We start from the raw sequence: 26,065 nt of genomic DNA, 5'->3' as shown, positions 1-26,065 counted from the left end.
GGAAAAATTTTGGAACAAAAATATGATGTAATTGTTGTTGGTGCTGGACATGCAGGTGTAGAAGCAGGACTTGCAAGTGCGAGAAAAGGTGCAAAAACACTGATGCTGACAATAAATCTGGATTCTGTCGCGTTTATGCCTTGTAATCCATCAGTTGGTGGACCGGCGAAAGGTATCGTTGTACGTGAAATTGATGCTTTAGGCGGACAGATGGCTAAAACAATCGATAAGACGCATATTCAAATGCGTATGCTCAATACTGGGAAAGGTCCAGCAGTTCGTGCGTTACGTGCTCAAGCAGATAAAGTTTTGTATCAGCAAGAAATGAAATCTGTTATAGAAGCTCAAGACAACCTGGACATTATGCAAGGCATGGTGGAGCGTTTAATTATTGAGGATGGAAAAGTACTTGGTGTGGAAACAGTTATAGGGACTACGTATTTAGCGGATGCTGTCGTCTTAACGACAGGAACATTTTTACGTGGAGAAATCATTCTTGGAAATATTAAATATTCTTCAGGTCCCAACCATCAGATGCCTTCTATAAAGTTAGCTGACCATCTTCGCGAGATTGGGTTTGATATCGTTAGATTCAAAACAGGTACACCACCACGTGTAAACAGTGATTCTATTGACTATAGCAAAACTGAAATTCAACCAGGTGATGATCTGCCACGTGCATTTAGTTACGAAACAACAGAGTTTATCATGGATCAATTACCATGCTGGCTAACCTATACAAACGGCGAAACACATCAAGTTATCGATGATAATCTGCATCTATCAGCAATGTACTCGGGTATGATTAAAGGAACAGGACCAAGATATTGTCCTTCAATTGAAGATAAGTTTGTCAGATTTAATGACAAACCAAGACATCAAATCTTCTTAGAACCAGAAGGAAGACATACTAAAGAAGTATATGTGCAGGGACTTTCTACAAGTTTGCCAGAGCATGTGCAATTGCAAATGTTAAAAACGATACCTGGTTTAGAAAAAGCAGACATGATGCGTGCAGGATACGCTATTGAGTATGATGCAATTGTACCAACGCAACTTTGGCCGACACTAGAGACGAAGAAAATTGAAGGACTTTATACTGCAGGTCAGATAAATGGGACAAGTGGTTATGAAGAGGCGGCAGGACAAGGACTTATGGCAGGTATTAATGCTGCAGCGAAGGTTCTAGGACATGATGAATTAATATTAGGTCGTCATGAAGCATATATTGGTGTACTCATAGATGATCTTGTAACAAAAGGGACGAATGAACCTTATCGTTTACTGACAAGTCGCGCTGAGCATCGTCTATTACTGCGTCATGACAATGCAGATTTAAGACTTACAGAAATAGGCTATAACGCAGGACTTATTGATGAGCTTCGATATAATAGATTCAATAATAAAAAAGCTGCTATTTCCGAGGAAATAAATCGTTTATCTCAAATCAGAATTAAGCCGAATGAAAAAACTCAAAGTATGATTGAATCGCGTGGAGGAACACCATTAAAAGATGGCATACTTGCGATTGATTTATTAAGAAGACCTGAAATGGATTATGCTTCAGTCGTTGCTTTAATCGAAGAACAAGGAATGATTGATGAATCTGTACAAGAACAAGTAGAAATTCAGACGAAGTATGAAGGATACATTCAAAAATCATTACAGCAAGTGGAAAAAGTAAAACGTATGGAAAACAAAAAAATTCCTGAGAATATTGATTATGATGATATTCACAGTCTGGCAACTGAAGCACGTGAAAAGTTAAAGGAAGTGAAACCATTAAGTATTGCACAGGCATCACGTATTTCTGGCGTAAATCCAGCAGATATCTCAATTTTATTAATTTATATTGAACAAGGGAAAATAAAAAGGGTGAATTAGATGAATGAGATGAAATTTTTACAACATTTAAAAGAAAAAGGCTTCGAACTCACAGATGAACAACAAAAACAATTTGCAATTTACTATGAAACTTTAGTAGAGTGGAATGAGAAAATTAATTTAACAGCTGTAACAGAAAAAGAAGAGGTATATTTGAAACATTTCTTTGATTCTATTACACCGAGTTTCTATTTTGATTTCAATAAAGTAAAATCTATTTGTGATGTTGGTGCTGGTGCAGGATTTCCTAGTATCCCATTAAAGATATTATATCCACATTTAGAACTTACAATCGTTGATTCCCTAAATAAAAGAATCAACTTCCTTAATCATTTAAGCGCAGAACTTAATTTGACAAACTGCCATTTTGTACATGATCGAGCAGAAACATTTGGTAAAGGCGAGTACAGAGAACACTTTGATGTAGTTACAGCAAGAGCGGTTGCGAGATTATCTGTATTAAGTGAACTCTGTTTACCACTTGTGAAAAAAGGTGGTCATTTTATTGCGCTTAAAGGTGCACAAGGAGAAATAGAGGTTGAAGAAGGATTGTTTGCGATATCTATATTAGGTGGAGCGGTGGTTGAAAATCACCGATTGACGCTACCTGAAGAAGATAGTATGCGTTATATATTAGATATTGAGAAAAAAAGACAAACCCCTAAGAAGTATCCGCGTAAACCAGGGACACCAAACAAGGAACCATTACTAAAATAAGTATTTGAATTGAAAGTGAGTCGATTGTTATGAAAAAACCTTTTTCAAAATTATTTGGGCTGAAAGAAAAGGAAGAAGATGTAGAAGTAGCGCGCCAAAATGGTAATGTTGTAAAAGTTTCTGTCGAACGCATCGTACCGAATCGTTATCAACCACGACAAATCTTTGATGAAGAAAAAATTAAAGAGTTGGCTGAATCTATTCGTTCATATGGATTACTTCAACCTATCGTCGTTCGTCCAATCGAAGAAGAAATGTATGAGATTATTGCTGGAGAAAGACGTTTCAGAGCACTTAAGATGAATAATACAGCTGAAACAGAAGTCATTGTTAAGCAGATGAATGATAAAGAAACTGCTGCAATTGCATTAATTGAAAATATTCAAAGAGAAAATTTATCAGCTGTAGAAGAAGCAGAAGCTTATAAAAAATTGCTGGATCTAGATGGAATTACACAGAATGATCTTGCAACGAGCCTAGGAAAAAGTCAGTCATTTATTGCTAATAAGCTCAGATTACTTAGGTTATCTCAACCGATACTGGACGCATTAAGTAAGCATCAAATTACAGAAAGACATGCCAGAAGCTTGCTTGCTTTAGATGAAGCGGGTCAGTCGCAGATGTTGAATATTATAAAAAGTCAGAACTTAAATGTAAAACAGACAGAAGAACGTGTGAAACGTATGCTTGCTGGAGAAGAAGTGAAACCTAAGAGAATTGGTTTTACTCGTGATATAAAGCTCGCTTTTAATACAATTGGAGAAAGTTTGAAGGCTGTAGAAAAAAGTGGGGTTAAAGTAAAGCGAAAAGATACAGAATATGAAAACTTCTATGAAATTTCTATAAAAGTATTTAAAACAGATAAATAGAATCATTGTCCCTGCAGAGAGAGTGCAGGGATTTTTTATTGAGGACTTTATGGTCTACACTTTTATTGTTTGTGCAATATAGAGCTAAAATTGATATAATCGATATTATATGAAATGACGATTAGGAGAGAGTATTCATGACAAAAATTTTGGCGATTGCCAATCAAAAAGGTGGCGTGGGTAAGACAACTACGTCAGTAAATTTAAGTGCGGCACTTAGCGAACTTGGTAAGAAAGTACTACTGATTGATACAGATCCTCAAGGAAATGCAACAAGTGGTGTAGGGATTGATAAGAATAATGTGACGAATTCAGTTTATGATATGCTTGTAGAAGATACCGATATTAATAAGTGTGTGTTGAAAACAGCACAGGAAAATCTTTATATTATTCCGGCAAATATCGCCCTGGCGGGTGCAGAGATTGAACTTGTGTCAGCTATGAGTAGAGAAGTTCGACTTAAATATGCTTTTAAAGAGCTAAATGAGGAGTTTGATTATATTATTATTGATTGCCCACCATCTCTCGGACTACTTACAATCAATTCCTTTACCGCAGCAAGTGGTATTATTATCCCTGTACAGTGCGAGTATTATGCACTTGAAGGCTTGAGTCAGTTGCTGAATACAATCAAGCTTGTACAACGACATCTTAATCAGTCGCTTGTAATTGAAGGTGTATTACTTACAATGTACGATGCACGTACAAATTTAGGTAATGATGTTATCGCAGAAGTGAAAGCACATTTCGAAGATAAAGTATATGAAACAATTATTCCAAGAAATGTACGTTTATCTGAAGCCCCTTCTCACGGACAGCCGATTAATGTATATGATGCGCGTTCTATGGGAGCTAAGACATATAAAAGCTTAGCTGAGGAGGTAATTAGTAATGGCTAGAGGTTTAGGAAAAGGTCTTGGTAGAGGGCTGGATGCATTATTTCAAGAAAATCGTCAGGATGAAATTGTTGAAGAGCTGAATGTTGCAGAATTGCGTGCAAATCCATATCAGCCAAGAATAGAGTTTGATGAAGCAGCGTTAGAAGAATTAAGTGAGTCGATTAAACTTCATGGAGTACTGCAGCCGATTGTTGTACGAAAATCAGTTAAAGGTTATGACATAGTGGTTGGTGAACGTCGCTTTAGAGCGAGTAAGCTAGCAGGTAAAAATAAAATTCCTGCGATTGTTAAAACACTTACAGACCAACAGATGATGGAGCTCGCAATTATTGAGAATTTGCAACGTGAAGATCTTAATCCATTAGAAGAAGCAAAAAGTTATGAGTCACTAATGAAACATTTGAATTTAACACAAGCAGAAACAGCAGATAGACTTGGGAAATCTCGCTCTTACATTGCGAACTTATTGAGATTATTAAATTTACCACAAGAAGTAAAGAAAATGATTAATCACAAAGAAATTTCAGGAGGCCATGGACGTACTTTACTAGGGCTAAAAAATGAAGAAGATATAATTAAAGTGGCACACAAAGTTGTTCGAGAGGCGATGAGTGTACGCGCTTTAGAAGACCTCATTAAAATGATGAACCAAGAAGAGGTAGAGACACATAGTAAAGAAGTTAAAGTAAAGCAAAAGCCAAAGTTTCTTGTGAAACATGAAGAATCTTTGAAGCAGAATCTAGGGACTAAAGTAGAAATTTCTAAATCACGCAAAAAAGGAAAGATTTCAATTGAATTCACTTCTGAAGAGGAGTTTAATCGTTTGATTCATTTGCTTGAAAATGTAGGTGAATAGATGGATAAATTAGTATACTTTTTTAAGCGATTAATTAAGCCTTATACGGATCCTGAATTTTGGGCTGGAGTAGGTGCAAATATTTTCTGGGCATTAGTATTGCTCGTTTTTGGATTGTTCCTAATTAAATTTATTCACAAGATGATCGAACAATTTTTTTATGTCCGCCGAAGAACAAATTTATCTCATTCTGAAAAAAGAGATACGACGTTAGTCAAATTGTTACAGAATATAGCCTCCTATGTGACATGGTTTATCATTATCACTACTATCTTAAGTAACTTTGGTGTCAAAGTTGAAAGTATTATTGCAGGGGCAGGGGTGGCTGGTATTGCAATTGGTTTTGGCGCACAAACTTTAGTAAAAGATATTATCACTGGTTTCTTTATTATCTTTGAGAATCAGTTTGACGTAGGTGACTACGTTAAAATCAATACAACAGGAACAACTGTAGCGGAAGGTACGGTACAATCAATTGGATTACGTTCAACAAGAATTCGATCATTTACAGGAGAGCTTACGATACTGCCGAACGGTACAATGAATGAAATCGTCAATTTTTCTGTTAATAATTCACTTGCAGTATTTGATATTACAGTTTCAAGTGAAGAAAACCTAGAAGATGTTGAGGCGTTGATTAAACCCTATCTGGAAACTTTGATGGATAAGTATGATGATTTGATTAAATCTCCAGAAATACTAGGCGTTGAGGCAGTGTCAGCCGGGGAAGCTAAGATTAAAATTGCAGCAGAAACGTTACCAAATCATCATGTAAAAGTTTCACGTATGTTAAGACGTGATTTGAAAGACTATCTGGATAGTAACGGAGTAAAAGTACCAATGCCTCGAATGATTATGTATAATCAACCAGATAAAAAGGGTGGATAGTATGGATAAAACGTATGATTTAAATGATATAGTTGAAATGAAAAAACCCCATGCATGTGGTGAAAAGGATTTTAAAATTATTCGTTTAGGTGCAGATATTAGAATCAAATGTACAGGTTGTGACCGTAGTATTATGCTGCCTAGACAAGAGTTCAACAAAAAAATAAAAAAAATAACGCATCATGCGTAAGTAAGAGGAGATAATATTATGGCATTAACAGCAGGAATCGTTGGTTTACCGAATGTAGGAAAATCAACTTTATTTAACGCAATTACTAAAGCAGGAGCGCTAGCTGCAAACTATCCGTTTGCGACAATTGATCCGAATGTAGGAATTGTAGAAGTCCCAGATCACCGTTTGAATAAATTAACTGAACTTGTAGAACCTAAGAAAACTGTCCCGACAGCATTTGAGTTTACGGATATTGCAGGCATCGTTAAAGGGGCCTCTAAAGGAGAAGGATTAGGTAATAAGTTCTTATCACATATTCGTGAAGTAGATGCAATTTGTCAGGTTGTACGTGCTTTTGAAGATGAGAATATTACTCATGTTTCTGGTAAGGTAAACCCCGTAGATGATATTGAAGTTATCAATATGGAACTTGTTCTTGCAGACTTAGAGTCTGTAGAGAAACGCTATGCACGCGTTCAAAAGATGGCGAAACAAAAAGATAAAGATGCGATGGCAGAAGAAGCGGTTCTTGCGATTGTCAAAGAAACTTTAGAAGCTGAAAAGCCAGTACGCAGCATCGAGTTTTCTCCGGAACAGGCAAAGCTTGTTAAAAATATGCACTTACTTACTGCAAAACCAATGCTTTATGTTGCAAATGTTTCAGAGGATGATTTAATCAGCGGTGAAGAAAACGAACATTTAAAAGCGATCAAAGCATATGCTGAAGCTGAAGGTTCAGAAGTGATTGTTATTAGTGCGAAGATTGAAGAAGAGCTTGCAACACTAGAAGATGAAGATAAAGAAGAATACCTCGCTGATCTTGGTATTGAGGAAGCGGGATTAGACAAACTTATCCGTGCATCTTATCACTTATTAGGACTGGCTACGTACTTCACTGCAGGTGTTCAAGAAGTTCGTGCATGGACATTCAAAAAAGGTATGACAGCACCACAATGTGCAGGCATTATTCATACGGACTTTGAACGTGGTTTCATACGTGCTGAAACAGTCAGCTATGATGACCTTATTGAATACAATGGCATGAGCGGAGCCAAAGAAGCAGGTAAAGTACGTTTAGAAGGTAAAGAGTATATTATGCAGGATGGAGACGTTGTACATTTCAGATTTAATGTTTAAATTTTACAAGCTGAGGTGAAGGGATGAAACCATTAAAGCGTATTATATACTGCATTAGACTGATTGATAATGATGGTAATGAGCAACCCATATATGATGTAAGTTATCACTATCTTATACAAGTTATAGGAGCAGATGAATGTGTAACGCTTGATGATTCTATTTATGAAAACGTTGCTTATCATCCTAGTACATTACGGTATTTAGATGTTTATACGACGGATATGATATATCCAGATGACTATGATTATGGACTGTATCTATATTTAGCTCAAAAAGATAATATACAGCTTTTTTACTCTAAGCAAATAAGGACTTTTAAGCTAAGTAATATTTGTTAAACATATATTACTTAGTTTTTTATTTATATTTGATGAAATAAGTAAACTATGCTATAATTCTCTATTGTGAGTAATGAAAATTATTCCTTGCTTTATAAAATTATAAAGCCGCATAGACCATAAGGAGGTGTAAATGATGAGAAATTACGAAATTATGTATGTCGTACGTCCAAACATTGAAGAAGATGCTAAGAAAGCTTTAATCGAGCGTTTCGAAGAAATTCTTACTTCAAACGGAGCGGAAATCATCGAATCAAAGGATTGGGGTAAACGTCGTTTAGCTTATGAAATCAACGATTTTAAAGAAGGTTTCTACCGAATCGTTCGCGTTAAGTCTACTGACGAAGCTACTAATGAATTTGATCGTTTAGCTAAAATCAACGATGACATTATCCGTCATATCGTTGTTCGCGAAGAAGAAAAATAATAAGATTATGTGGGGGCGATTTATTTGCTTAACCGAGTTGTATTAGTTGGTCGTTTAACTAAAGATCCAGAATACAGAGTCACAACATCAGGTGTGTCAGTCGCTACATTTACTTTAGCAGTAAATAGAACATTTACTAATGCACAAGGAGAACGTCAGGCTGATTTTATCAACTGTGTCGTATTCCGTAAGCAAGCTGAAAATGTTAATAATTTCTTGCATAAAGGTAGTTTAGCTGGGGTTGATGGCAGATTGCAATCACGTAGTTATGATAATCAAGAAGGACGTAAAGTATACGTTACTGAGGTCGTTTGTGATTCAGTTCAATTCCTTGAACCGAAGAACACTAACCAATCACGTACGAACAGTCCGTCAGATGACTATTCTAGCTATGACCAAGGAAGTTACGGTCAGACACAAGGCCAGAATCAAAACTATCAGTCATCAAATAATCAACAACCAAATACATCAGCACCATCAAATAACCCATTTGCCAATGCAGCAGGGCCAATTGATATCAGTGATGATGATTTACCATTTTAATTACTAATCTATAAGTAAGGGAGGCAACAATCATGGCAGGTGGACCAAGAAGAGGCGGTCGTCGTCGTAAAAAAGTTTGTTATTTCACAGCAAACGGTATTACACACATTGACTATAAAGAAGTAGATATGCTTAAAAAATTCATCTCTGAACGTGGTAAAATTTTACCACGTCGTGTAACAGGTACTTCAGCTAAATACCAACGTATGTTAACTGTAGCTATCAAACGTGCACGTCATATGGCTTTATTACCATATGTTAAAGACGAAGCATAAGCTTAATATATAAAGGAGAGACAGTAAATGTCTCTCCTCTTTTTTTATATTTCTTTTCATGTATCCTATTTTCAAAATCTTAAAATTACACCTTCTTGAATTATAATATAGGTTATGCAGCAATTATATTTCAAATTTCTTGGGTTTAACTTAAATGAAGAATTAGGTTAGGAGCAAAAAATTAATACATATTTAACTTATAAGAATATCATGTATATGCTAGGTTAGTACATTTGTTCAATCAAATCTTCTACAATAGTAGAGTCAATATTATTACATAATAGATACTTAGTTCGATACATATGTTCGATGGCTAATTGTAGACTTGAATGGTTTATTATATTCTTTACAAATAAATTCATTGGAACAGGTGCATCATTATGAAGGCCGGGTTGGTGATAGTTAATATCATATAAGTAGAACCCAAATTTCTCATAGAAAGATGCTAACGGACTATTTCCTGTTGTATCTTGCTCACACTCAAGCATAATAGTATTTAATGTAGTACCATTTTGTTCACATAGCGCTGTCATAATGATTTCCGCTTCATTCATTAGTGCACGTGCAACATTTTTACCTCGAGATTCTTCACTTACGACTAAGTATACGATATATCCAATGTTGTACATTACTTCAAGATGAAATGAAGTAAATCCTAATAGCGTGTCATTTTCATAGGCAGCAATAAAATGATAACGCTCAAAATCCTGACGTTTAAGATCGAAGCTATTATAGAATACATCGATTGGTTCACAAATTGATTCTGGAAACTCTTTTGTATAAAGTGCCATACATTCGTTGAAATAGTGATCGGCTGAATTTAAAGCTATTATTTTCATAATCAGGCTCCTGTTCATGTATATATTAGTATTGTAACATGACTAAATGTTAAATACATGGACATAAAAAAAGAAGCCTCTAAGGCTTCTTTAATTTATATTATAAACGACGATCTGTTAAATCATCGTTATTATGGTCACGGTCTTTTAAATGTGCGTTAGAATCGTCGATATCAACTTCTTCTTTACGTACGTTTTCAGATACATGCTCAGTTTCAGTTACACGGTTTTTCTTGATTACTAACTCTTCAGAAACTACATTGTCTTTTTCGATGTTAACGCGTTCTTCAGTTAATGGTACACGGATTGTTTCATCTTCTAAATTGTTATCGAAGTGATCATCTGCTACTGCACGGTCTGTCACATCGCGACGCTCAATTGTTACTTCATCATGTGATACTGGTACATCGAATTCTTGACGTTCTTCGACAACGTTTTTATCGATTGTAACTTCACCTGATTGAACTGTATCTTTGTTTACACGTAAACGTTCTTCGTGTAACTGGATTTTCTCATCTTCGCCTAGATCATCACGGTTACGGATATCTTCGTCCACTAAGTTTAAACGTTCCTCACGGCTTAATTTATTATATTCTTCATTGTTAAAGTTATTCATATCTACTACTTCCTCTCTGTTTTTTAAATTGTTATCACGGTGTTTACCTGAATAATCTGCATCTGATTCAGCATTTGTACTTGCTGCAAAACCTAAGCCAGTGTGATCATCTTCCTTGTTATAATCTGGAGTAGCTTTATCGTTTAATGTACTGCCTTCTTGTCTTTCAGTGCTATGACGATAAGCATCATTATCTACATAAAGTAAGATTTGACCGCTTTCGATAGCGTTTTCGTATTCAACCTTCTCAGAATCAGTTAAATCTAATTTGTCGTATACGCGACTTTGTGGGTCTTCACCAGTAAAGAATGCAGCCACTTTGTCACCGAATGTACCTTCTGCATTTCTATATTGAACGTCAGTGTAATCCAATGCTGAACCTTCTAATTTATGTTTAGAAATAACATGAATATCACGTTCAGAAATGCCTTCAGCTTTTAATTGATCGATTCTACGTAATAATGTTTCTTCGTTTGAAAATGTTTCTAACTGTCTTTGTCTCATTATTCGTACCTCCAATGTGGTTTATGTACTTTCATGATGTCTTTGTTTTATTGTTATACTAAATATATACCCAAGCGTTAATAATCTAAACACAAAGCATTAAAAATTCATAAAAAACACTTGACATACAAACTACATTTATATTGAAGAAACTCTATGAAAACATTATAAATTTGTATAAATTATTTTGAAAAAATTGAGTAATTTTTACATGTTATATCAGCTTTTTTATGTGTTTGATGAAAATAGCGGTTTCAATTTTCTGACTTATTATTAAATATAAAAATAATATTGCTAAAAGTTAATGATTTTGTTATTATCAAGAACATTAATATTAATTGCATACAAATTATACTCATATAAATTAAAGGATATGGCTTTAGAGTTTCTACCGCATCGCCGTAAATGATGCGACTATGAGTAATTAAATAAAGAGTTTTTTTATTTATTACTCATCTAAATGATTTAGATGAGTTTTTTTGTATAGTATGGGAGGCTGACAAGTGGAAAAGTTACAACAACGTGTAAAAGAAGATGGTGTTGTTATTGATGGTGGTATTTTGAAAGTGGATTCGTTTCTGAATCATCAAATCGACCCTGAATTAATGTATGAAGTTGGTGAAACGATATACAATAAGTATAAAGACGAAGGGGTGACTAAAGTTTTAACAATTGAAGCTTCTGGAATTGCACCAGCTATAATGGCTGCATTAAAGTTTAAAGTACCTTGTCTTTTTGCGAAAAAATCTGTACCAAGTACATTGACTGAAGAAGTATATCATACGGATATTCATTCTTATACGAAAAACAAGACGAGTCACGTTGTCGTGTCAAAACGATTCTTAAACGAAAATGATCGAGTAGTTATCATTGATGACTTCTTAGCGAATGGTGAGGCAGCGCTTGGTCTATATAATCTCGTACAACAAGCCGGAGCTACGTGTGTTGGTGTTGGAATTGTAGTCGAGAAAAGTTTTCAGTCAGGTAAACAGCGTCTGCTTGATGCAGGATTAGATGTAACGAGTTTATGTGAAATTGCTGCACTTGATAATGGCAAAGTAACATTAGTAGGAGAGGGCGAACTTTAATGAAAAATTTATTGTTAAGTTTGCAACATCTTCTTGCAATGTATGCCGGAGCAATTATTGTTCCGATTATCGTCGGACATGCGTTAGGTTTTAGTGCACAAGAAACGGCATATTTAGTTTCTGTCGATATCTTTATGTGTGGTGTTGCGACATTCCTTCAAGTATATAAAGGTATCGGAATTGGATTACCAGTAGTACTTGGATGTACCTTTACGGCCGTAACCCCAATGATTATGGTAGGTTCAAAACACGGTATCGATGTACTTTACGGGTCGCTCTTTGCTTCTGGTATTATTATCGTTCTTATTTCACCGTTCTTTTCATATCTTGTAAAAATATTTCCACCAGTAGTGACAGGTAGCGTCGTAACGATTATTGGGATTACGTTAATGCCAGTAGCGATGAATAATTTGGCAGGAGGTCAAGGAAACAAAGATTATGGTGCGCCGATAAATATTCTATTAGGTCTCATCACATTGATTATCATATTGGTTATTCATAGGTTATCTTCCGGATTTATACGTTCAATTGCGATATTGCTTGGTTTAGTCATCGGTACAATAATTGCTTCATTCTTTGGATTAGTAAATATAGGTGCAGTGCATGAATCAAACTGGTTTGAATTACCGAAACCATTCAGATTTGCAGGATTTAAGTTTGAAATAGGTTCTATCCTATTGTTTGTTATTGTAGGAATCGTCAGCTTAATCGAATCAACAGGTGTATATTCTGCGCTAAGTGAGATTACAAAAACAAAAATAGATAGAAAAGATATATCTAAAGGTTACCGTGCTGAAGGGATTGCAATTGTATTAGGATCAATCTTCAATGCATTTCCATATACAGCATACTCACAAAATGTAGGGTTGGTTTCATTATCAGGTGTGAAATCAAATAAAGTTATGTATGGCATGGTCGCTTTGTTATTGCTATGTGGATCGATTCCTAAGCTTGGTGCAATTGCGACAATCATCCCTACATCTGTACTTGGAGGCGCAATGATTGCAATGTTTGGTATGGTCATGGCATACGGTGTAAAAATGCTTGGCGCCATTGATTTTACAAGACAAGACAATCTCTTGATTATTGCAGTATCTGTAGGTATTGGATTAGGAATTACAACCGTTCCAGAAGCGTTTAGCAAGTTCGGTAGCGACTATGAATGGCTGACACAAAATGGGATTGTTATTGGTACTTTTACTGCCATTATCCTTAATTTATTTTTTAATGGATTAAATGATAAACAAATGCGTCAAAATATGAAATAATAGAACTACTAAATTTATAAAAATATTTGGAGGTAAAAGTGAATATGTGGGAAAATAAATTTCAAAAAGAAGGTTTAACATTTGATGATGTGTTATTAGTGCCAGGTCATTCAGAGGTATTACCGCATACTGTCGATTTAAGTGTATCATTATCAGAACGATTAAATTTAAAGATTCCAGTATTATCAGCGGGTATGGATACTGTTACAGAAGCTAAAATGGCTATAGCTATGGCACGCCAAGGTGGTTTAGGTGTTATTCATAAAAGTATGAGTATTGAGCAGCAGGCTGACGAAGTTCAAAAAGTTAAGCGTTCAGAAAATGGGGTTATTACTAATCCATTCTATCTGACACCTGATGAGCAAGTATTTGCAGCTGAACATTTAATGGGCAAATATCGTATTTCTGGTGTGCCAATTGTAAACAGTGCAGAAAATATGGAGCTTGTAGGGATTCTCACAAACCGCGATCTTCGTTTCATAGAAGATTATTCAATTAAAATTTCAGATGTTATGACAAGTGAAGCACTCGTAACGGCACCAGTAGGTACTACATTAGAGCAAGCAGAAGAAATATTACAACGTCACAAAATTGAAAAATTACCGATTGTGAATGAATCTGGACAGCTAAAAGGGCTTATCACAATTAAAGATATCGAGAAAGTCATTGAATTCCCTAATGCTGCAAAAGATGAGCAAGGACGTTTATTAGTAGCAGCAGCAGTAGGTATTGCAAAAGACACGATTACACGTGCCACAAAACTTGTTGAAGCAGGAACTGACGCATTAGTTATCGATACAGCACACGGTCATTCTAAAGGTGTATTAGAAATGGTATCAGAACTTAAGAAACATTTTCCTGAAGTGACATTAATTGCTGGTAATGTAGCAACAGCTGAAGGTACACGTGCATTAATTGAAGCAGGTGCGGACGTTGTTAAAGTGGGAATTGGACCAGGTTCAATTTGTACGACACGTGTTGTAGCAGGTGTCGGTGTACCTCAAATTACTGCAATTTACGAGGCAGCGACAGAAGCTAAAAAGCATGGTAAAGCAATCATTGCAGATGGTGGTATTAAATTCTCAGGTGACATCGCAAAAGCGTTAGCTGCAGGGGGGCATGCAGTAATGCTAGGTTCATTGCTTGCAGGTACAACTGAATCACCTGGAGATACAGAAATCTTCCAAGGACGTCAGTACAAAGTATACCGTGGCATGGGTTCACTTGGAGCTATGGAGAAAGGTTCAAAAGACCGTTACTTCCAAGAAGATAAAGACGCTAAGAAATTTGTTCCAGAAGGTATTGAAGGTCGTATTGCTTACAAAGGCGCATTGCAAGATACAGTGTATCAGCTAATGGGTGGTTTAAGAAGCGGTATGGGTTATACAGGTTCTAAAGACTTAGAAGCATTACGTGAAGAAGCAATGTTTATTCGTATGACAGGTGCAGGTTTAATAGAAAGCCATCCACATGATGTTCAAATTACAAAAGAATCGCCAAACTATTCAATGTAAGAATATCTTCTAACGGCAAATTACATTATAATAAATTTAACTTAACTAAAAGGAGAACAAACTATGGAAATGGCATTTGAACAAGAGCTCATACTCGTTCTTGATTTTGGAAGTCAGTATAACCAGTTGATCACGCGACGTATTCGTGAGATGGGTGTTTATTCAGAACTTCACGATCATGAAATTTCAATTGAAGAGATTAAAAAGATGAATCCTAAAGGAATCATTCTTTCAGGGGGGCCAAATTCAGTTTATGAAGAAGGTTCGTTTACGGTAGATCCTGAAATCTTTAATTTAGGTGTACCTGTAATGGGGATTTGCTATGGTATGCAGTTAATGACGAAATTACTAGGAGGTTCAGTAGAGCGTGCAAATGAACGTGAGTACGGTAAAGCAGTCATTAAAGCAGAGACACATTCATTATTTACAAAACTTCCAGAAGAACAAACAGTATGGATGAGTCACAGCGATAAAGTCATCAACCTACCTGAAGGTTTTAATGTCATTGCACATTCACCAAGCTGTAAATATGCAGCGATTGAGAACCCTGAACGTAATTTATATGGAGTTCAATTCCATCCTGAAGTACGTCATTCTGAATACGGAAATGATTTATTACGTAACTTCATCCGTGAAATCTGTAAGTGTACAGGCGAATGGACAATGGAAAACTTCATCGAAATCGAAATCGAGAAGATTCGCGAAAAAGTTGGAGATAGAAAAGTTATCTGTGCGATGAGTGGTGGCGTAGATTCATCAGTTGTTGCAGTATTAATCCATAAAGCAATCGGCGATCAGTTAACATGTATCTTCGTTGACCATGGTTTACTCCGTAAAGGTGAAGGCGATATGGTGATGAAACAGTTCGGTGAAGGATTTAACATGAATATTATTCGCGTTGATGCGAAAGAACGTTTCATGAGCAAATTAGCAGGGGTATCTGATCCTGAGAAGAAACGTAAGATTATCGGTAATGAGTTCGTATACTTATTCGATGAAGAAGCAACGAAATTAAAAGATGCTGATTTCTTAGCACAAGGAACTCTTTATACAGATATTATTGAATCAGGTACAAAGACTGCACAAACGATTAAATCACACCATAACGTTGGTGGACTACCAGAAGATATGCAGTTTGAATTAATCGAGCCTGTGAATACATTATTCAAAGATGAAGTACGTGCGTTAGGAATTGAATTAGGCATTCCTGAACACTTAGTATGGCGTCAGCCGTTCCCAGGTCCTGGACTTGGAATTCGTGTATTAGGTGAGATTACCGAGGAAAAATTAGAAATCGTACGTGAATCTGATGCGATTTTAAGAGAAGTGATTGCCGAAGAAGGTCTTGAACGCGACATCTGGCAGTATTTCACTGTATTACCTGATATCCGTTCGGTCGGTGTTATGGGTGACTACAGAACATACGACTATACAGTAGGTGTACGTGCCGTAACAAGTATCGATGGTATGACAAGTGACTTCGCTAGAATCGACTGGGAAGTATTGCAGAAAGTATCAAGCCGTATCGTAAACGAAGTAGACCACGTTAACCGCGTTGTCTATGACATTACATCTAAGCCACCAAGCACGATTGAGTGGGAATAGATTAGAAAGAATCCTTTAATCATAAAGATTAAAGGATTCTTTTATTTCATAAAATACATGATAAACAAATAAGCGATTGTAAAGAACAACGCATTTGTCACGGCAAATTTAAAATTAAAACGATATTCATTCTTTGAGAAGCGATTGATTAACAAAGCTGTGACATAACTTGCTGTGATACAGATAATGAAGATCATGAGTCCGAATAATAATATTTCCATTTGGCACCTCCTGTTTTCTTTATTATAACAAAAGGTGGGATATAGTTTATTTCATGTGAAACGTTTCTTTTCTTAATGATCCTAGACTGACATGTCTTTGTATAAAAGATAAATATAAATCATTTTAATGAATTATTAAGATTTATTTAAGAATTTACGTAGTTTCATTTTTAATGTGAAGGGTATTAACGTATTACAGTCAACAATTACTGCAGTGAGTAAAAGTAGTTTCAGCTAATCGTTATATTAATTAGATGAATGATTATAATAGGCATATATCTTGTGCTGAAGCAGTAACAGAGGTTGCTGCCGATATTAAGTCAGAAGAATAACAAAGAGGCCATAATTGGCCTCTTTATTTATAATATTTTTTATATTGTATAGGAGCGATATTATGCCGATGACGGAGAAAAAGTTACATGAGATTTATAGAACGTTGGTCGATGGTATGATTGAAAAGGATACGCATTCAATCGATAGGATTATGATGGATGGCAGTCATATTATACATATTACCGGGTATAAGCAGAAGAAATGCGAATGGCTCCATGCTGTTCAATCGGAAACGATGAAATATTATAGTGTTCGTGAAGAGTTCCTGGAAATCATTTATAGAGAAAAAACGGCACGTGTTATTGCGCGTAATTTAGTGGATGCAAGAACTGATGGCTATCGCATTGTTTGGCCATTGGAACTGACGATATTTTTAGCGAAATTCGGAAAAGAATGGATGATTAGTAACATAGAGACTAAAATGTATTAAAATATTGATCGTGAATTATTGACAGCATCCTTGATATATTATATTATTGATATTGTCTTATTTGGAGGAATACCCAAGTCCGGCTGAAGGGATCGGTCTTGAAAACCGACAGGGGCTTAACGGCTCGCGGGGGTTCGAATCCCTCTTCCTCCGCCATTATTTTGACAATTAAACTTTTATATATTGAAGACCTTAACATTATGTTAAGGTCTTTTTTTACTTATATCTATCGTCAATGTATTTTGAAAACCCTTTCATAAAACCTTTACATACTTGTATAGACAGAGTACAATGTTAGCATATTAAGAAAAGGGGATGGAACATATGGCAGTCAACAGACAAGATGTAAAAGATATTATAAAAGCCATTGGTGGAAAAGAAAATGTTAATGCCGCAACGCATTGTGTTACGAGATTAAGATTAGTATTAGATGATGATAATAAAGTAGATAAGTCAGCTCTAGATAAAATTAGTTTAGTTAAAGGATCGTTCGCAGCAAATAACCAGTTCCAAATTGTTATCGGCCCTGGTACTGTAGACGAGGCATATAAAGTATTTGTAGATGAGACGGGTGTCGGCGAGAGTTCAAAAGAAGAAGTTAAAACAGCAGCAGCAGAGAAGATGAGTCCGATTCAAAAGTTGATAAAAACATTAGGTGATGTATTTATTCCATTACTTCCTGCGATCGTAACAGCGGGTCTATTACTTGGTTTATCAAATTTATTATTAGAAGCTGGTGCAATTTATAAAGGGAAAGCTGTAGTTGATGTATACCCACAAATAAAAGGTATTGCAGAAATCATCAAGTTGATAGCTGTAACTCCATTCCACTTCTTACCTGCATTAATCGGTTGGAGTGCGATGCGTGTGTTTGGGGGCAGTCCGATTCTTGGATTAGTATTAGGTTTAGTGTTAGTTAACCCTGCACTTGCTTCACAATACGGATTAGCGGATGCGAAAACAGGTAAACTTGTTGAAATTCCAACTTGGGATGTATTTGGATTGAAAGTTCAACAATTAAACTATGCAGCCCAAGTATTACCAATCTTAATTGCAACGTGGTGTTTAGCACAAGTTGAGCGTTTCTTAAATAAACGTGCACATGATTCAATTAAGATGTTAGTCGTAGGACCTGTTGCATTATTGTTAGTAGGTTTCTTATCATTTATAATCATTGGGCCAGTTGCATTCTGGTTAGGTAACCAAATTACTGGCGCAATTCAATTTATCTTTGAACAAGCTGGATGGTTAGGCGGATTAATTTATGGACTAGTTTATGCTCCGCTTGTTATCACGGGGTTACATCACATGTTCTTAGCGGTAGACTTCCAGCTGATGAGTTCTAAATTAGATGGAACATATTTATGGCCAATCTTAGCAATTTCTAATATTTCTCAAGGGTCTGCAGCGTTTGCAGCATGGTTCTTATATAAACGTAAGAAGATGGTTAAAGAACAAGGTTTAGCATTTACTTCAGGTATTTCTGGATGGTTAGGTGTAACAGAGCCTGCAATGTTTGGTGTAAACATCCCACTGAAATATCCATTTATTGCGGCAGTAATAACTACGGGTCTTGTTGGTGCATTATTTGGTTCTCAGCAACTATTGGGTAAAGTCGGTGTTGGTGGTGTCCCTGGTATTATGAGTATTAATAGCGGGTTTAAAGGCACGTTCTTAATCGGTATGCTTATCGCGATGGTATTGCCGATGATTTTAACATTAGTATTCTCAAACTTTGCGAAGAAGAAGATGGGCGATGATATTGCAGAACCGATTGTTGCAGATAAAAAGTTATAGGACTTACATTATACCGAACAACTTGTAAATACATGTTGTTCGGTATAAAATTATATAAATACTTTAAGTTAGGGGTAATACAATGGCGGTAACAGATTGGAGAAAGTCGGTTGTCTATCAGATTTATCCTAAATCATTTAACGACACAACAGGAGATGGACAAGGAGATATCAATGGAATTATCGAGAAACTGGATTATTTAAAGCATCTAGGTATTGATTATATATGGCTTACTCCGGTTTATCATTCCCCGATGAACGATAACGGTTACGATATTAGCGATTATTATGAGATTAATCCTGAATTTGGAACTAAGGAGGATTTCAGGCGCTTGTTAGATGAAGCCCATGCACGTGGTATCAAGATCATGTCTGATATTGTCATCAATCATACATCTACCCATCATAATTGGTTTGTAGAATCACGCAAATCTAAAGATAATCCTTACCGAGATTATTATATTTGGAAAGATGGGTCGAAAGACAACCCTCCAACGAACTGGGAATCCAAGTTTGGGGGTAATGCATGGCAATACGATGAATTATCAGGACAATATTACTTACGACTGTTCGATGTGACACAGGCTGATTTGAACTGGGAGAATGAATCGCTACGTAAAGAAATTTACGATATGATTAACTACTGGATTGATTTTGGGATGGATGGCTTTAGGTTTGATGTTATTAATTTGATTTCAAAAGGGACATTCAAAGATTCTGATAAGATAGGTAAAGAATTTTATACAGATGGCCCTCGAGTACATGAATTTCTGCATGAATTAAATCGCAATACGTTCGGTGATAAAGAAGGATTTATGACAGTAGGCGAAATGAGTTCCACGACATTGGAGCATTGTATTCGCTATACAAGGCCAGATCGTCAAGAATTGAGCAGTGTCTTTAATTTTCATCATTTAAAAGTTGATTATAAAAATGGTGAAAAATGGACGACGATGCCCTTTGATTTTGTAGAATTAAAGCGTATATTATTTCACTGGCAGACGGGGATTTCAAAAGGGAATGGATGGAATGCGATATTCTGGTGCAATCACGATCAACCTCGTGTTGTAAGTCGTTTCGGTAGTGACAAGACGGAAGCAGAACGCGTGAAATCTGCAAAAATGCTGGCAATTGTTCTGCACTTGCTTCAAGGTACGCCTTATATCTACCAAGGAGAAGAGATTGGTATGACAAATCTCTATTTAAATAGTATAGAAGATTATCGTGATGTAGAGTCATTAAATGCTTATCAAATCATGAAAGCAGAAGGACGCTCAGAAAATGAGATTCTAAAGGTGCTTCAAGATAAATCAAGAGATAATTCAAGGTCTCCGGTACAATGGGATGATAGTAAGTATGCAGGGTTTACAACGAATGAACCTTGGATTAAGGTCGCAGATAATTATCAACAGATAAACGTTGAGAAAGCTTTAAAAGATGAAAATTCTATCTTCTATACTTACCAAAAACTGATAAAATTAAGACATGAACGAGATATAATAACTTATGGAGAAGTGAAACCGTTATTAGAAGAACATAAACAGTTATTTGTTTATGAGAGAACACTGGGTAATCAAATTTTATTTGTTGTTGCAAACTTTAGTGAAGAACCTGCAGAACTACCAGTATCATTTGATCTAGAAGGCGAAGTGCTAATAACAAATAACGATAATGTATCGCATAAAATAAAGCCGTATCAAGCATTTGCCATTCTTCGATAATGCATTTCCCTAATCTGAAAACAATATTTTAGATATAGAGGTGAAAGAATTGAACAGCAATAAGTACAGAAAGATCTATCAGGACTTAAGCGGAAAGATCATCAACGGAGAATATAAAGAAGGTGCACAACTACCTTCCGAAAACTTGCTCGTACAAAGTTATGGTGTATCAAGAGAAACAGTACGTAAAGCATTGAGCCTGCTTCAAACTAATGGTTATATACAAAAGTTAAAAGGAAAAGGTTCAATAGTTATTTATAATCAAGCAATGAATTTCCCTGTTTCTCAACTCATCAGCTTCGAAGAAATTAAGCATTCATTGAATATGGATTATAATACGGTTGTAGAATCTTTTGAAACTGTAAGAGCAAAAGATCATAAATCTGTTCAAGAAGCTTTGAATTTAGGCGATGATACAGAGTTGTATCGTGTAGTACGAAGTAGAAGAGATAAAGAGCGTGTTAATATTATTGATACTGATTATTTCATTAAATCGATGATGCCAGGATTAAATGAGGAAATAGCACAGCACTCAATCTATGATTATATTGAGAAACGACTAGGACTTTTAATCTCATATTCGAAGAAAGCAATTACTTTTGAGCCTATGACAGACGATGATCTTGAATTGTTTAAAGAAACTATGCCCCCATATGCAGCGGTTGTTCGTTCGGTTGTACACTTGGAAGATGCGTCTGCATTCCAATACAATGTATCCAAGCATAGAGCGAGTGAGTTTAAATTTGTAGACTTCTCAAGACGTACGATAAGAAAATAGTATAACGAAATAGTTGCAATAACTATGAGAAATATAGTATTATTAACTTTGCCGTGCTAAGTGGGGAGGTAGCGGTTCCCTGTACTTACAATCCGCTTAGGTAAGACCTAATTCCTTTGCTGAGGGTAATGAGTTGTGAGGTCTGACCTGAACACGTAGTGTTGAGAGAGCGGTCCTAGTCAATATAAACCCACGAATCATGTCAGGTCCGGAAGGAAGCAGCATTAAGTGGTCATTTGTATGTGGCTAGGGCAGCCGTTCTTGAGCTGTCGATTTAGGTAACGCTTGTGCTTGTTATTCGAAGCGAAGGTGCACGGTTTTAATTTAAAATAATACATTTATTATAGATAAAGTATCGGAACAATTGTTTCGGTACTTTTTTTAATATACTCAGAATATCATTAGCGTTTTTATATGATGCTGATATTTTCAATGTTATAATTAATATTATTATATTTTTGGAGGGAACCCTTTTGAGTTATCAAGCGTTATATAGAGTGTTCAGATCTCAGTCATTCGAAGAGGTTGTCGGACAAAAACATGTTACTACGACATTAAAGAATGCAATTCAAAAGAATAAGATTTCCCACGCCTATTTATTTAATGGCCCAAGAGGAACAGGCAAGACAAGTATCGCTAAGATATTTGCAAAAGCCATTAATTGTACCGTGAGTACAGATGGCGAGCCGTGTAATTCTTGTGATACGTGTGTCTCAATTACGAAAGGAACAAACTCAGATGTCATTGAGATTGATGCTGCGAGTAATAACGGTGTTGATGAAATTCGTAATATAAGAGATAAAGTAAAATATGCACCAGGTGAATCTACATATAAAGTCTACATTATCGACGAAGTTCATATGCTGACAACAGGTGCATTCAATGCATTATTGAAGACATTAGAAGAACCACCTGCTCATGCTGTTTTTATTCTTGCTACAACGGAACCACATAAGATTCCTGCGACAATTATTTCAAGATGCCAACGGTTTGATTTTAAAGCAATTTCTGTTAATGATATCGCTGAACATCTTGCTTACGTCTGTCGAACAGAAGAGATTAAGTATGATGAAGATGCCTTGTATTTTATTGCGACAACTGCTGAAGGTGGTATGCGGGATGCGCTGAGTATACTTGATCAGGCAATTGCATTTGGAACTGAGGCATTGACTTTAGAACATGTCCATAGTGTCACAGGAAGTGTAGGGCGTGAAGACTTCTTTGAACTTACGGATTATATAATCACACATGACGTTAAAGAAGCGTTCAAACAATTTCATCGCTTATTGTCTGAAGGAAAAGAAACGACACGTTTAGTAAATGATTTAATTTATTTTTTAAGAGATATTATTATGGATTATGCAGCAGACAATAAAGGAGACGAAAGTATTTATCAGCTTAATATAGGATTACTGTATGAGATGATAGATAAAATAAACGATACATTAGTATCTATGCGTTTTGCAGTAAATACGAATGTTCACTTTGAGGTGCTGATTGTTAAACTGTCGGAACTTATTAAACGTAGACAAGGTGCTACACAAAGTGTTGTTCAAGTTGATACTTCGCACTTAGAAAAGCGTTTACAACAACTTGAAAAGCAAGTCGCAAGTGGAATCCAAAGTGCTCCCGTGCAAGCGTCCAGACCAAAAAAAGAACAAAAACGTTCGAAAAATGCATTTTCAATGCGTCAAATTGAAACGGTGCTGGATCATGCAAATCGACAGGATTTAAACTATTTGAAGCAGAATTGGCATACATTGATTCAGCACGTGGAAAACGAGGGGAAGAAAGCGCTAGTAAGCCTTCTAAAAAATTCTGAGCCTGTTGCTGCAAGCAGCACGCACGTATTAATTAAATTTGACGAAGAAATTCATTGCGATATGGTTAATAATGATGACGCAAAAAGGGAACAGATTGAGTCAATAGTATACACAATTATTGAAAAACAAGTTAAAATGGTGGGAGTGCCAGGTTCTCAGTGGCTGCAAGTCAGACATAATTATCTGGAGAATAAAAAGCAACCAAAGCAGGAAACGCAGTCTGTGGAAGATGATATTGTTACTCAGGCAGAAAACCTGTTTGGTAAAGATGCAATTAACATTATAGATTAATTAGGAGGAATAAATTATGCGCGGTGGCGGAAATATGCAACAAATGATGAAACAAATGCAAAAAATGCAAAAGAAGATGGCTGAAGAGCAAGAGAAATTAAAAGAAGAAAGAATTGAAGGAACAGCTGGTGGCGGCATGGTTACTGTTGTCGTTTCAGGCCATAAAGAAGTACTTGATGTAATTATCAAAGAAGAAGTAGTAGATCCAGAAGATATCGAAATGTTACAAGACTTAGTATTAGCTGCGACAAACGATGCATTATCTAAAGCGGATGATGTCACAGCGCAACGTTTAGGACAACATACTAAAGGATTAAACATTCCGGGAATGATGTAATATGCATTATCCTGCACCAATTTCCAAATTAATTGATAGTTTTATGAAATTACCTGGAATCGGCCCGAAAACTGCAAGTCGTCTGGCCTTTCATGTGTTAGATATGAAAGAAGACGATGTAGTAGGTTTTGCGAAGGCACTTGTAGATGTGAAGCGTGAATTAACGTATTGTTCAGTCTGCGGACATATTACGGATACAGATCCATGTTATATATGTGAAGATAAGACGCGTGATCAATCTATGATATGTGTAGTAGAAGAAACTAAAGACGTTATCGCAATGGAGAAGATGCGAGAGTATAAAGGACTGTATCATGTTCTGCACGGTGCGATTTCTCCGATGGAAGGCGTTGGACCTGAAGATATTAATGTCCCTTCGTTGCTCACGAGATTACGTGATGAGCATGTACAGGAATTAATATTAGCAACAAATCCAAATATTGAAGGTGAGTCAACGGCGATGTATATTGCAAGACTCGTGAAACCCATCGGAATTAAAGTGACACGTCTAGCGCACGGTCTTCCAGTAGGTGGAGATTTAGAGTATGCGGATGAAGTGACGTTATCCAAAGCAATAACAGGAAGAACGGAAATCTAGAGAAATCATGAAAAAGCATCCTCAATCAATGATTGGGGATGCTTTTTCGAATAGTGCCTAAGTATCAGTGATAATAACCATGTTAGATATATCGTTAAACATCCCAATATAGACGTTATTATGAAGTAAAGATTGATGTATTTGCATTACATGACAAACATATTAAAAGATTATAGATACTACAATAAGTAATTTTGTATATAGGCTGTTATAATTAATAATTATAATGAGGTGAATAAAATGACAACTGGATTAGTATTAGAAGGCGGCGGTATGAGAGGTATATATACTGCAGGAGTCCTGGATTGTTTTTTAGAGCATGGTGTTCAATTTAATTATGTAATCGGTGTTTCAGCAGGTGGGAATATGGCAGCATCTTATCTTTCAAAGCAGAAAGGAAGAAATAAGAAAGTATCATTAGATTTTTTAGATGACAAACGTTACTTATCACTTTCTAACTATATAAAGAATAAAGAGATGTTTGGAATGGATTTTATCTTTGATGAAATACCAAAAGAATATGTACCGTTCAATATGGAAGAGTTTCTTCGATATAATGGAGAATATGTCATCGCATGTACTAACTGTGAAACCGGAGAAACGGAATATTTTAATAAAGCATATTTAAGAAAAGACTTAATGACGATTCTTCGAGCTTCAAGTTCTTTGCCACTAATGGCACCAATAGTAGAGTACGATGGTAAGAAACTATTAGATGGTGGAGTAACAGACCCGATACCTTTAAGAAAGGCACAGCGCGATGGCATGATCAATAATGTAGTCGTACTCACTAGGCCGAAAGGATATGTAAAACGTTCCAGCCGACTTTCTAAATACTTTAAAGTAAAGGGGTATAAGAAAGTGGATGAAGCGATGCAGAAAAGACCCGCAGTTTATAATGAGACGTTGCAATATATAGACAATCAGGAAAAAAGCGGGCATGCAATAGTAATTCGTCCATCTAAAGATTTAAAAGTAGATCGTATGGAAAAGAATTGCGATAAGCTTTCAGCAATGTACGAATTAGGCTATCATGATGCTTTAGAACAACTTCCTAAGATAAAAGGATGGCTCGATCCAAAAGAAAAGTAAAAACTTTTTAAAAAAAGTAGCGAAAGTGTAATTTTTATGCTTGTTATAGTGCTTGAAACCCTGTATAGTTATATCTTGTCCGGAAGAGATAATTCATACAGGACAAGCGCTTCGAAAGACAACAAAAAACTTTTTAAAAAAAGTTGTTGACTTTCGAAAAACAAGAGAGTATAATTAAATCTTGTGAGACGCAAAGAATAACG

At 35.9% G+C, this 26,065-nt stretch carries 27 protein-coding genes, 1 tRNA gene, 1 other RNA gene and 1 riboswitch; of the genes, 26 read left to right on the top strand and 3 right to left on the bottom strand.

The features are described from left to right. Nucleotides 1-9: 9 nt before the first annotated feature. The 12 genes from mnmG to rpsR all read left to right on the top strand — a co-directional run bounded on the left by mnmG (nt 10) and on the right by rpsR (nt 9,008). Entirely contained in the window at nt 10-1,884 is a 1,875-nt protein-coding gene (gene mnmG, locus QNJ52_RS05215) for a tRNA uridine-5-carboxymethylaminomethyl(34) synthesis enzyme MnmG (protein ID WP_219493427.1), read from the top strand. Then, complete coding sequence (gene rsmG / locus QNJ52_RS05210; protein WP_283722021.1) at nt 1,885-2,601, top strand: 16S rRNA (guanine(527)-N(7))-methyltransferase RsmG; 717 nt, start codon at nt 1,885-1,887, stop codon at nt 2,599-2,601. 29 nt (nt 2,602-2,630) lie between these two features. Beyond that, a complete protein-coding gene (noc, locus tag QNJ52_RS05205; RefSeq protein WP_219493424.1) occupies nt 2,631-3,470 on the top strand; it encodes a nucleoid occlusion protein in 840 nt (279 codons plus the stop codon). A 137-nt stretch (nt 3,471-3,607) separates the two neighbouring features. Further along, nucleotides 3,608-4,369, top strand: a complete 762-nt coding sequence (locus QNJ52_RS05200; RefSeq protein ID WP_219493422.1) for a ParA family protein — start codon at nt 3,608-3,610, stop codon at nt 4,367-4,369. Continuing rightward, complete coding sequence (locus tag QNJ52_RS05195; protein ID WP_283722019.1) at nt 4,362-5,225, top strand: ParB/RepB/Spo0J family partition protein; 864 nt, start codon at nt 4,362-4,364, stop codon at nt 5,223-5,225. Before QNJ52_RS05200 ends, QNJ52_RS05195 begins: the two co-directional genes overlap by 8 nt. After that, nucleotides 5,226-6,113, top strand: coding sequence for a mechanosensitive ion channel family protein (locus tag QNJ52_RS05190; protein ID WP_283722017.1), 888 nt, complete (start codon nt 5,226-5,228; stop codon nt 6,111-6,113). Between the two features lies 1 nt (nt 6,114). Continuing rightward, entirely contained in the window at nt 6,115-6,303 is a 189-nt protein-coding gene (locus QNJ52_RS05185; protein ID WP_283722015.1) for a DUF951 domain-containing protein, read from the top strand. An 18-nt stretch (nt 6,304-6,321) separates the two neighbouring features. Beyond that, nucleotides 6,322-7,422, top strand: a complete 1,101-nt coding sequence (gene ychF, locus QNJ52_RS05180; protein WP_219493416.1) for a redox-regulated ATPase YchF — start codon at nt 6,322-6,324, stop codon at nt 7,420-7,422. A gap of 23 nt (nt 7,423-7,445) precedes the next feature. Next, nucleotides 7,446-7,763, top strand: a complete 318-nt coding sequence (locus QNJ52_RS05175) for a hypothetical protein (protein ID WP_283722014.1) — start codon at nt 7,446-7,448, stop codon at nt 7,761-7,763. A gap of 136 nt (nt 7,764-7,899) precedes the next feature. After that, complete coding sequence (gene rpsF, locus QNJ52_RS05170) at nt 7,900-8,190, top strand: 30S ribosomal protein S6 (protein WP_219494866.1); 291 nt, start codon at nt 7,900-7,902, stop codon at nt 8,188-8,190. 24 nt (nt 8,191-8,214) lie between these two features. After that, nucleotides 8,215-8,733: a single-stranded DNA-binding protein gene (gene ssb, locus QNJ52_RS05165; protein ID WP_219493413.1), complete on the top strand. Its 519-nt coding sequence runs from the start codon at nt 8,215-8,217 to the stop codon at nt 8,731-8,733. Nucleotides 8,734-8,765: 32 nt separating this feature from the next. Then, the gene (rpsR, locus tag QNJ52_RS05160; protein ID WP_041636240.1) at nt 8,766-9,008 is read left to right on the top strand and encodes a 30S ribosomal protein S18; all 243 of its coding nucleotides are present in this window, start codon (nt 8,766-8,768) and stop codon (nt 9,006-9,008) included. Between the two features lie 224 nt (nt 9,009-9,232). On the opposite strand, the gene QNJ52_RS05155 is transcribed toward rpsR, so the two are convergent. Beyond that, on the bottom strand, nt 9,233-9,847 hold the full coding sequence (locus tag QNJ52_RS05155) for a GNAT family N-acetyltransferase (protein ID WP_283722013.1): 615 nt from the start codon (nt 9,845-9,847) through the stop codon (nt 9,233-9,235). Between the two features lie 100 nt (nt 9,848-9,947). Beyond that, entirely contained in the window at nt 9,948-10,967 is a 1,020-nt protein-coding gene (locus QNJ52_RS05150; RefSeq protein WP_283722012.1) for a DUF2382 domain-containing protein, read from the bottom strand. Between the two features lie 335 nt (nt 10,968-11,302). Next, nucleotides 11,303-11,404: riboswitch (purine riboswitch) on the top strand. A gap of 66 nt (nt 11,405-11,470) precedes the next feature. Here QNJ52_RS05150 and xpt point away from each other — a divergent pair. From xpt to guaA, 4 genes are all read left to right on the top strand, one after another. Further along, nucleotides 11,471-12,055, top strand: coding sequence for a xanthine phosphoribosyltransferase (gene xpt, locus QNJ52_RS05145; protein ID WP_099482390.1), 585 nt, complete (start codon nt 11,471-11,473; stop codon nt 12,053-12,055). Beyond that, nucleotides 12,055-13,323 (top strand): nucleobase:cation symporter-2 family protein, encoded by a 1,269-nt coding sequence (locus QNJ52_RS05140; protein ID WP_219493408.1) that lies wholly within the window; start codon nt 12,055-12,057, stop codon nt 13,321-13,323. The genes xpt and QNJ52_RS05140 overlap by 1 nt, the downstream gene beginning before the upstream one ends. Nucleotides 13,324-13,367: 44 nt before the next feature. Further along, nucleotides 13,368-14,837 carry an IMP dehydrogenase gene (gene guaB / locus QNJ52_RS05135; protein WP_219494865.1) on the top strand — a complete coding sequence of 490 codons (1,470 nt, stop codon included), beginning with the start codon at nt 13,368-13,370 and terminating at the stop codon, nt 14,835-14,837. A 63-nt stretch (nt 14,838-14,900) separates the two neighbouring features. Next, nucleotides 14,901-16,442, top strand: a complete 1,542-nt coding sequence (guaA, locus tag QNJ52_RS05130) for a glutamine-hydrolyzing GMP synthase (protein WP_219493406.1) — start codon at nt 14,901-14,903, stop codon at nt 16,440-16,442. Nucleotides 16,443-16,483: 41 nt separating this feature from the next. Here the strand turns inward: guaA and QNJ52_RS05125 are convergent, their stop codons facing one another. Continuing rightward, complete coding sequence (locus tag QNJ52_RS05125) at nt 16,484-16,663, bottom strand: hypothetical protein (RefSeq protein ID WP_283722011.1); 180 nt, start codon at nt 16,661-16,663, stop codon at nt 16,484-16,486. Nucleotides 16,664-17,057: 394 nt separating this feature from the next. Here QNJ52_RS05125 and QNJ52_RS05120 point away from each other — a divergent pair, with 394 nt between their 5' ends. From QNJ52_RS05120 to QNJ52_RS05075, 10 genes are all read left to right on the top strand, one after another. Continuing rightward, nucleotides 17,058-17,426: a nuclear transport factor 2 family protein gene (locus QNJ52_RS05120; protein WP_283722009.1), complete on the top strand. Its 369-nt coding sequence runs from the start codon at nt 17,058-17,060 to the stop codon at nt 17,424-17,426. Between the two features lie 63 nt (nt 17,427-17,489). Further along, nucleotides 17,490-17,582 (top strand) — tRNA-Ser (locus QNJ52_RS05115). A gap of 168 nt (nt 17,583-17,750) precedes the next feature. Next, nucleotides 17,751-19,223, top strand: coding sequence for a PTS system trehalose-specific EIIBC component (treP, locus tag QNJ52_RS05110; RefSeq protein WP_120786356.1), 1,473 nt, complete (start codon nt 17,751-17,753; stop codon nt 19,221-19,223). 82 nt (nt 19,224-19,305) lie between these two features. After that, nucleotides 19,306-20,943, top strand: coding sequence for an alpha,alpha-phosphotrehalase (treC, locus tag QNJ52_RS05105; RefSeq protein WP_283722008.1), 1,638 nt, complete (start codon nt 19,306-19,308; stop codon nt 20,941-20,943). Nucleotides 20,944-20,992: 49 nt separating this feature from the next. Next, nucleotides 20,993-21,721 carry a trehalose operon repressor gene (gene treR, locus QNJ52_RS05100; protein WP_283722007.1) on the top strand — a complete coding sequence of 243 codons (729 nt, stop codon included), beginning with the start codon at nt 20,993-20,995 and terminating at the stop codon, nt 21,719-21,721. A 51-nt stretch (nt 21,722-21,772) separates the two neighbouring features. Next, nucleotides 21,773-22,038: signal recognition particle sRNA large type (gene ffs, locus QNJ52_RS05095), an RNA gene on the top strand. Between the two features lie 156 nt (nt 22,039-22,194). Further along, nucleotides 22,195-23,835, top strand: coding sequence for a DNA polymerase III subunit gamma/tau (dnaX, locus tag QNJ52_RS05090; protein ID WP_219493375.1), 1,641 nt, complete (start codon nt 22,195-22,197; stop codon nt 23,833-23,835). Between the two features lie 16 nt (nt 23,836-23,851). After that, entirely contained in the window at nt 23,852-24,172 is a 321-nt protein-coding gene (locus QNJ52_RS05085) for a YbaB/EbfC family nucleoid-associated protein (RefSeq protein WP_086043586.1), read from the top strand. A 1-nt stretch (nt 24,173) separates the two neighbouring features. Continuing rightward, a complete protein-coding gene (gene recR, locus QNJ52_RS05080) occupies nt 24,174-24,770 on the top strand; it encodes a recombination mediator RecR (protein ID WP_120786360.1) in 597 nt (198 codons plus the stop codon). A gap of 240 nt (nt 24,771-25,010) precedes the next feature. Next, the gene (locus QNJ52_RS05075; RefSeq protein WP_219493374.1) at nt 25,011-25,862 is read left to right on the top strand and encodes a patatin-like phospholipase family protein; all 852 of its coding nucleotides are present in this window, start codon (nt 25,011-25,013) and stop codon (nt 25,860-25,862) included. Nucleotides 25,863-26,065 lie beyond the last annotated feature (203 nt).

It is taken from the genome of Macrococcus sp. S115, from assembly GCF_030067655.1.
GTDB classification, from domain to species: Bacteria; Bacillota; Bacilli; order Staphylococcales; family Staphylococcaceae; genus Macrococcoides; species Macrococcoides psychrotolerans.
Note: the sequence above shows the minus strand (reverse complement) of the source record. Positions and strands in the feature narration are given on the sequence as shown.

What these genes read in the sequence shown, in the direction of transcription:
- rsmG (WP_283722021.1), top strand. Translation starts at nt 1,885, where the DNA reads ATGAATGAGATGAAATTTTTACAACATTTAAAAGAAAAAGGCTTCGAA.
- noc (WP_219493424.1), top strand. Translation starts at nt 2,631, where the DNA reads ATGAAAAAACCTTTTTCAAAATTATTTGGGCTGAAAGAAAAGGAAGAA.
- QNJ52_RS05200 (WP_219493422.1), top strand. Translation starts at nt 3,608, where the DNA reads ATGACAAAAATTTTGGCGATTGCCAATCAAAAAGGTGGCGTGGGTAAG.
- QNJ52_RS05195 (WP_283722019.1), top strand. Translation starts at nt 4,362, where the DNA reads ATGGCTAGAGGTTTAGGAAAAGGTCTTGGTAGAGGGCTGGATGCATTA.
- QNJ52_RS05190 (WP_283722017.1), top strand. Translation starts at nt 5,226, where the DNA reads ATGGATAAATTAGTATACTTTTTTAAGCGATTAATTAAGCCTTATACG.
- QNJ52_RS05185 (WP_283722015.1), top strand. Translation starts at nt 6,115, where the DNA reads ATGGATAAAACGTATGATTTAAATGATATAGTTGAAATGAAAAAACCC.
- ychF (WP_219493416.1), top strand. Translation starts at nt 6,322, where the DNA reads ATGGCATTAACAGCAGGAATCGTTGGTTTACCGAATGTAGGAAAATCA.
- QNJ52_RS05175 (WP_283722014.1), top strand. Translation starts at nt 7,446, where the DNA reads ATGAAACCATTAAAGCGTATTATATACTGCATTAGACTGATTGATAAT.
- rpsF (WP_219494866.1), top strand. Translation starts at nt 7,900, where the DNA reads ATGAGAAATTACGAAATTATGTATGTCGTACGTCCAAACATTGAAGAA.
- rpsR (WP_041636240.1), top strand. Translation starts at nt 8,766, where the DNA reads ATGGCAGGTGGACCAAGAAGAGGCGGTCGTCGTCGTAAAAAAGTTTGT.
- QNJ52_RS05155 (WP_283722013.1), bottom strand. Translation starts at nt 9,847, where the DNA reads ATGAAAATAATAGCTTTAAATTCAGCCGATCACTATTTCAACGAATGT.
- QNJ52_RS05150 (WP_283722012.1), bottom strand. Translation starts at nt 10,967, where the DNA reads ATGAGACAAAGACAGTTAGAAACATTTTCAAACGAAGAAACATTATTA.
- QNJ52_RS05140 (WP_219493408.1), top strand. Translation starts at nt 12,055, where the DNA reads ATGAAAAATTTATTGTTAAGTTTGCAACATCTTCTTGCAATGTATGCC.
- guaB (WP_219494865.1), top strand. Translation starts at nt 13,368, where the DNA reads ATGTGGGAAAATAAATTTCAAAAAGAAGGTTTAACATTTGATGATGTG.
- guaA (WP_219493406.1), top strand. Translation starts at nt 14,901, where the DNA reads ATGGAAATGGCATTTGAACAAGAGCTCATACTCGTTCTTGATTTTGGA.
- QNJ52_RS05125 (WP_283722011.1), bottom strand. Translation starts at nt 16,663, where the DNA reads ATGGAAATATTATTATTCGGACTCATGATCTTCATTATCTGTATCACA.
- QNJ52_RS05120 (WP_283722009.1), top strand. Translation starts at nt 17,058, where the DNA reads ATGCCGATGACGGAGAAAAAGTTACATGAGATTTATAGAACGTTGGTC.
- treP (WP_120786356.1), top strand. Translation starts at nt 17,751, where the DNA reads ATGGCAGTCAACAGACAAGATGTAAAAGATATTATAAAAGCCATTGGT.
- treC (WP_283722008.1), top strand. Translation starts at nt 19,306, where the DNA reads ATGGCGGTAACAGATTGGAGAAAGTCGGTTGTCTATCAGATTTATCCT.
- QNJ52_RS05085 (WP_086043586.1), top strand. Translation starts at nt 23,852, where the DNA reads ATGCGCGGTGGCGGAAATATGCAACAAATGATGAAACAAATGCAAAAA.
- recR (WP_120786360.1), top strand. Translation starts at nt 24,174, where the DNA reads ATGCATTATCCTGCACCAATTTCCAAATTAATTGATAGTTTTATGAAA.
- QNJ52_RS05075 (WP_219493374.1), top strand. Translation starts at nt 25,011, where the DNA reads ATGACAACTGGATTAGTATTAGAAGGCGGCGGTATGAGAGGTATATAT.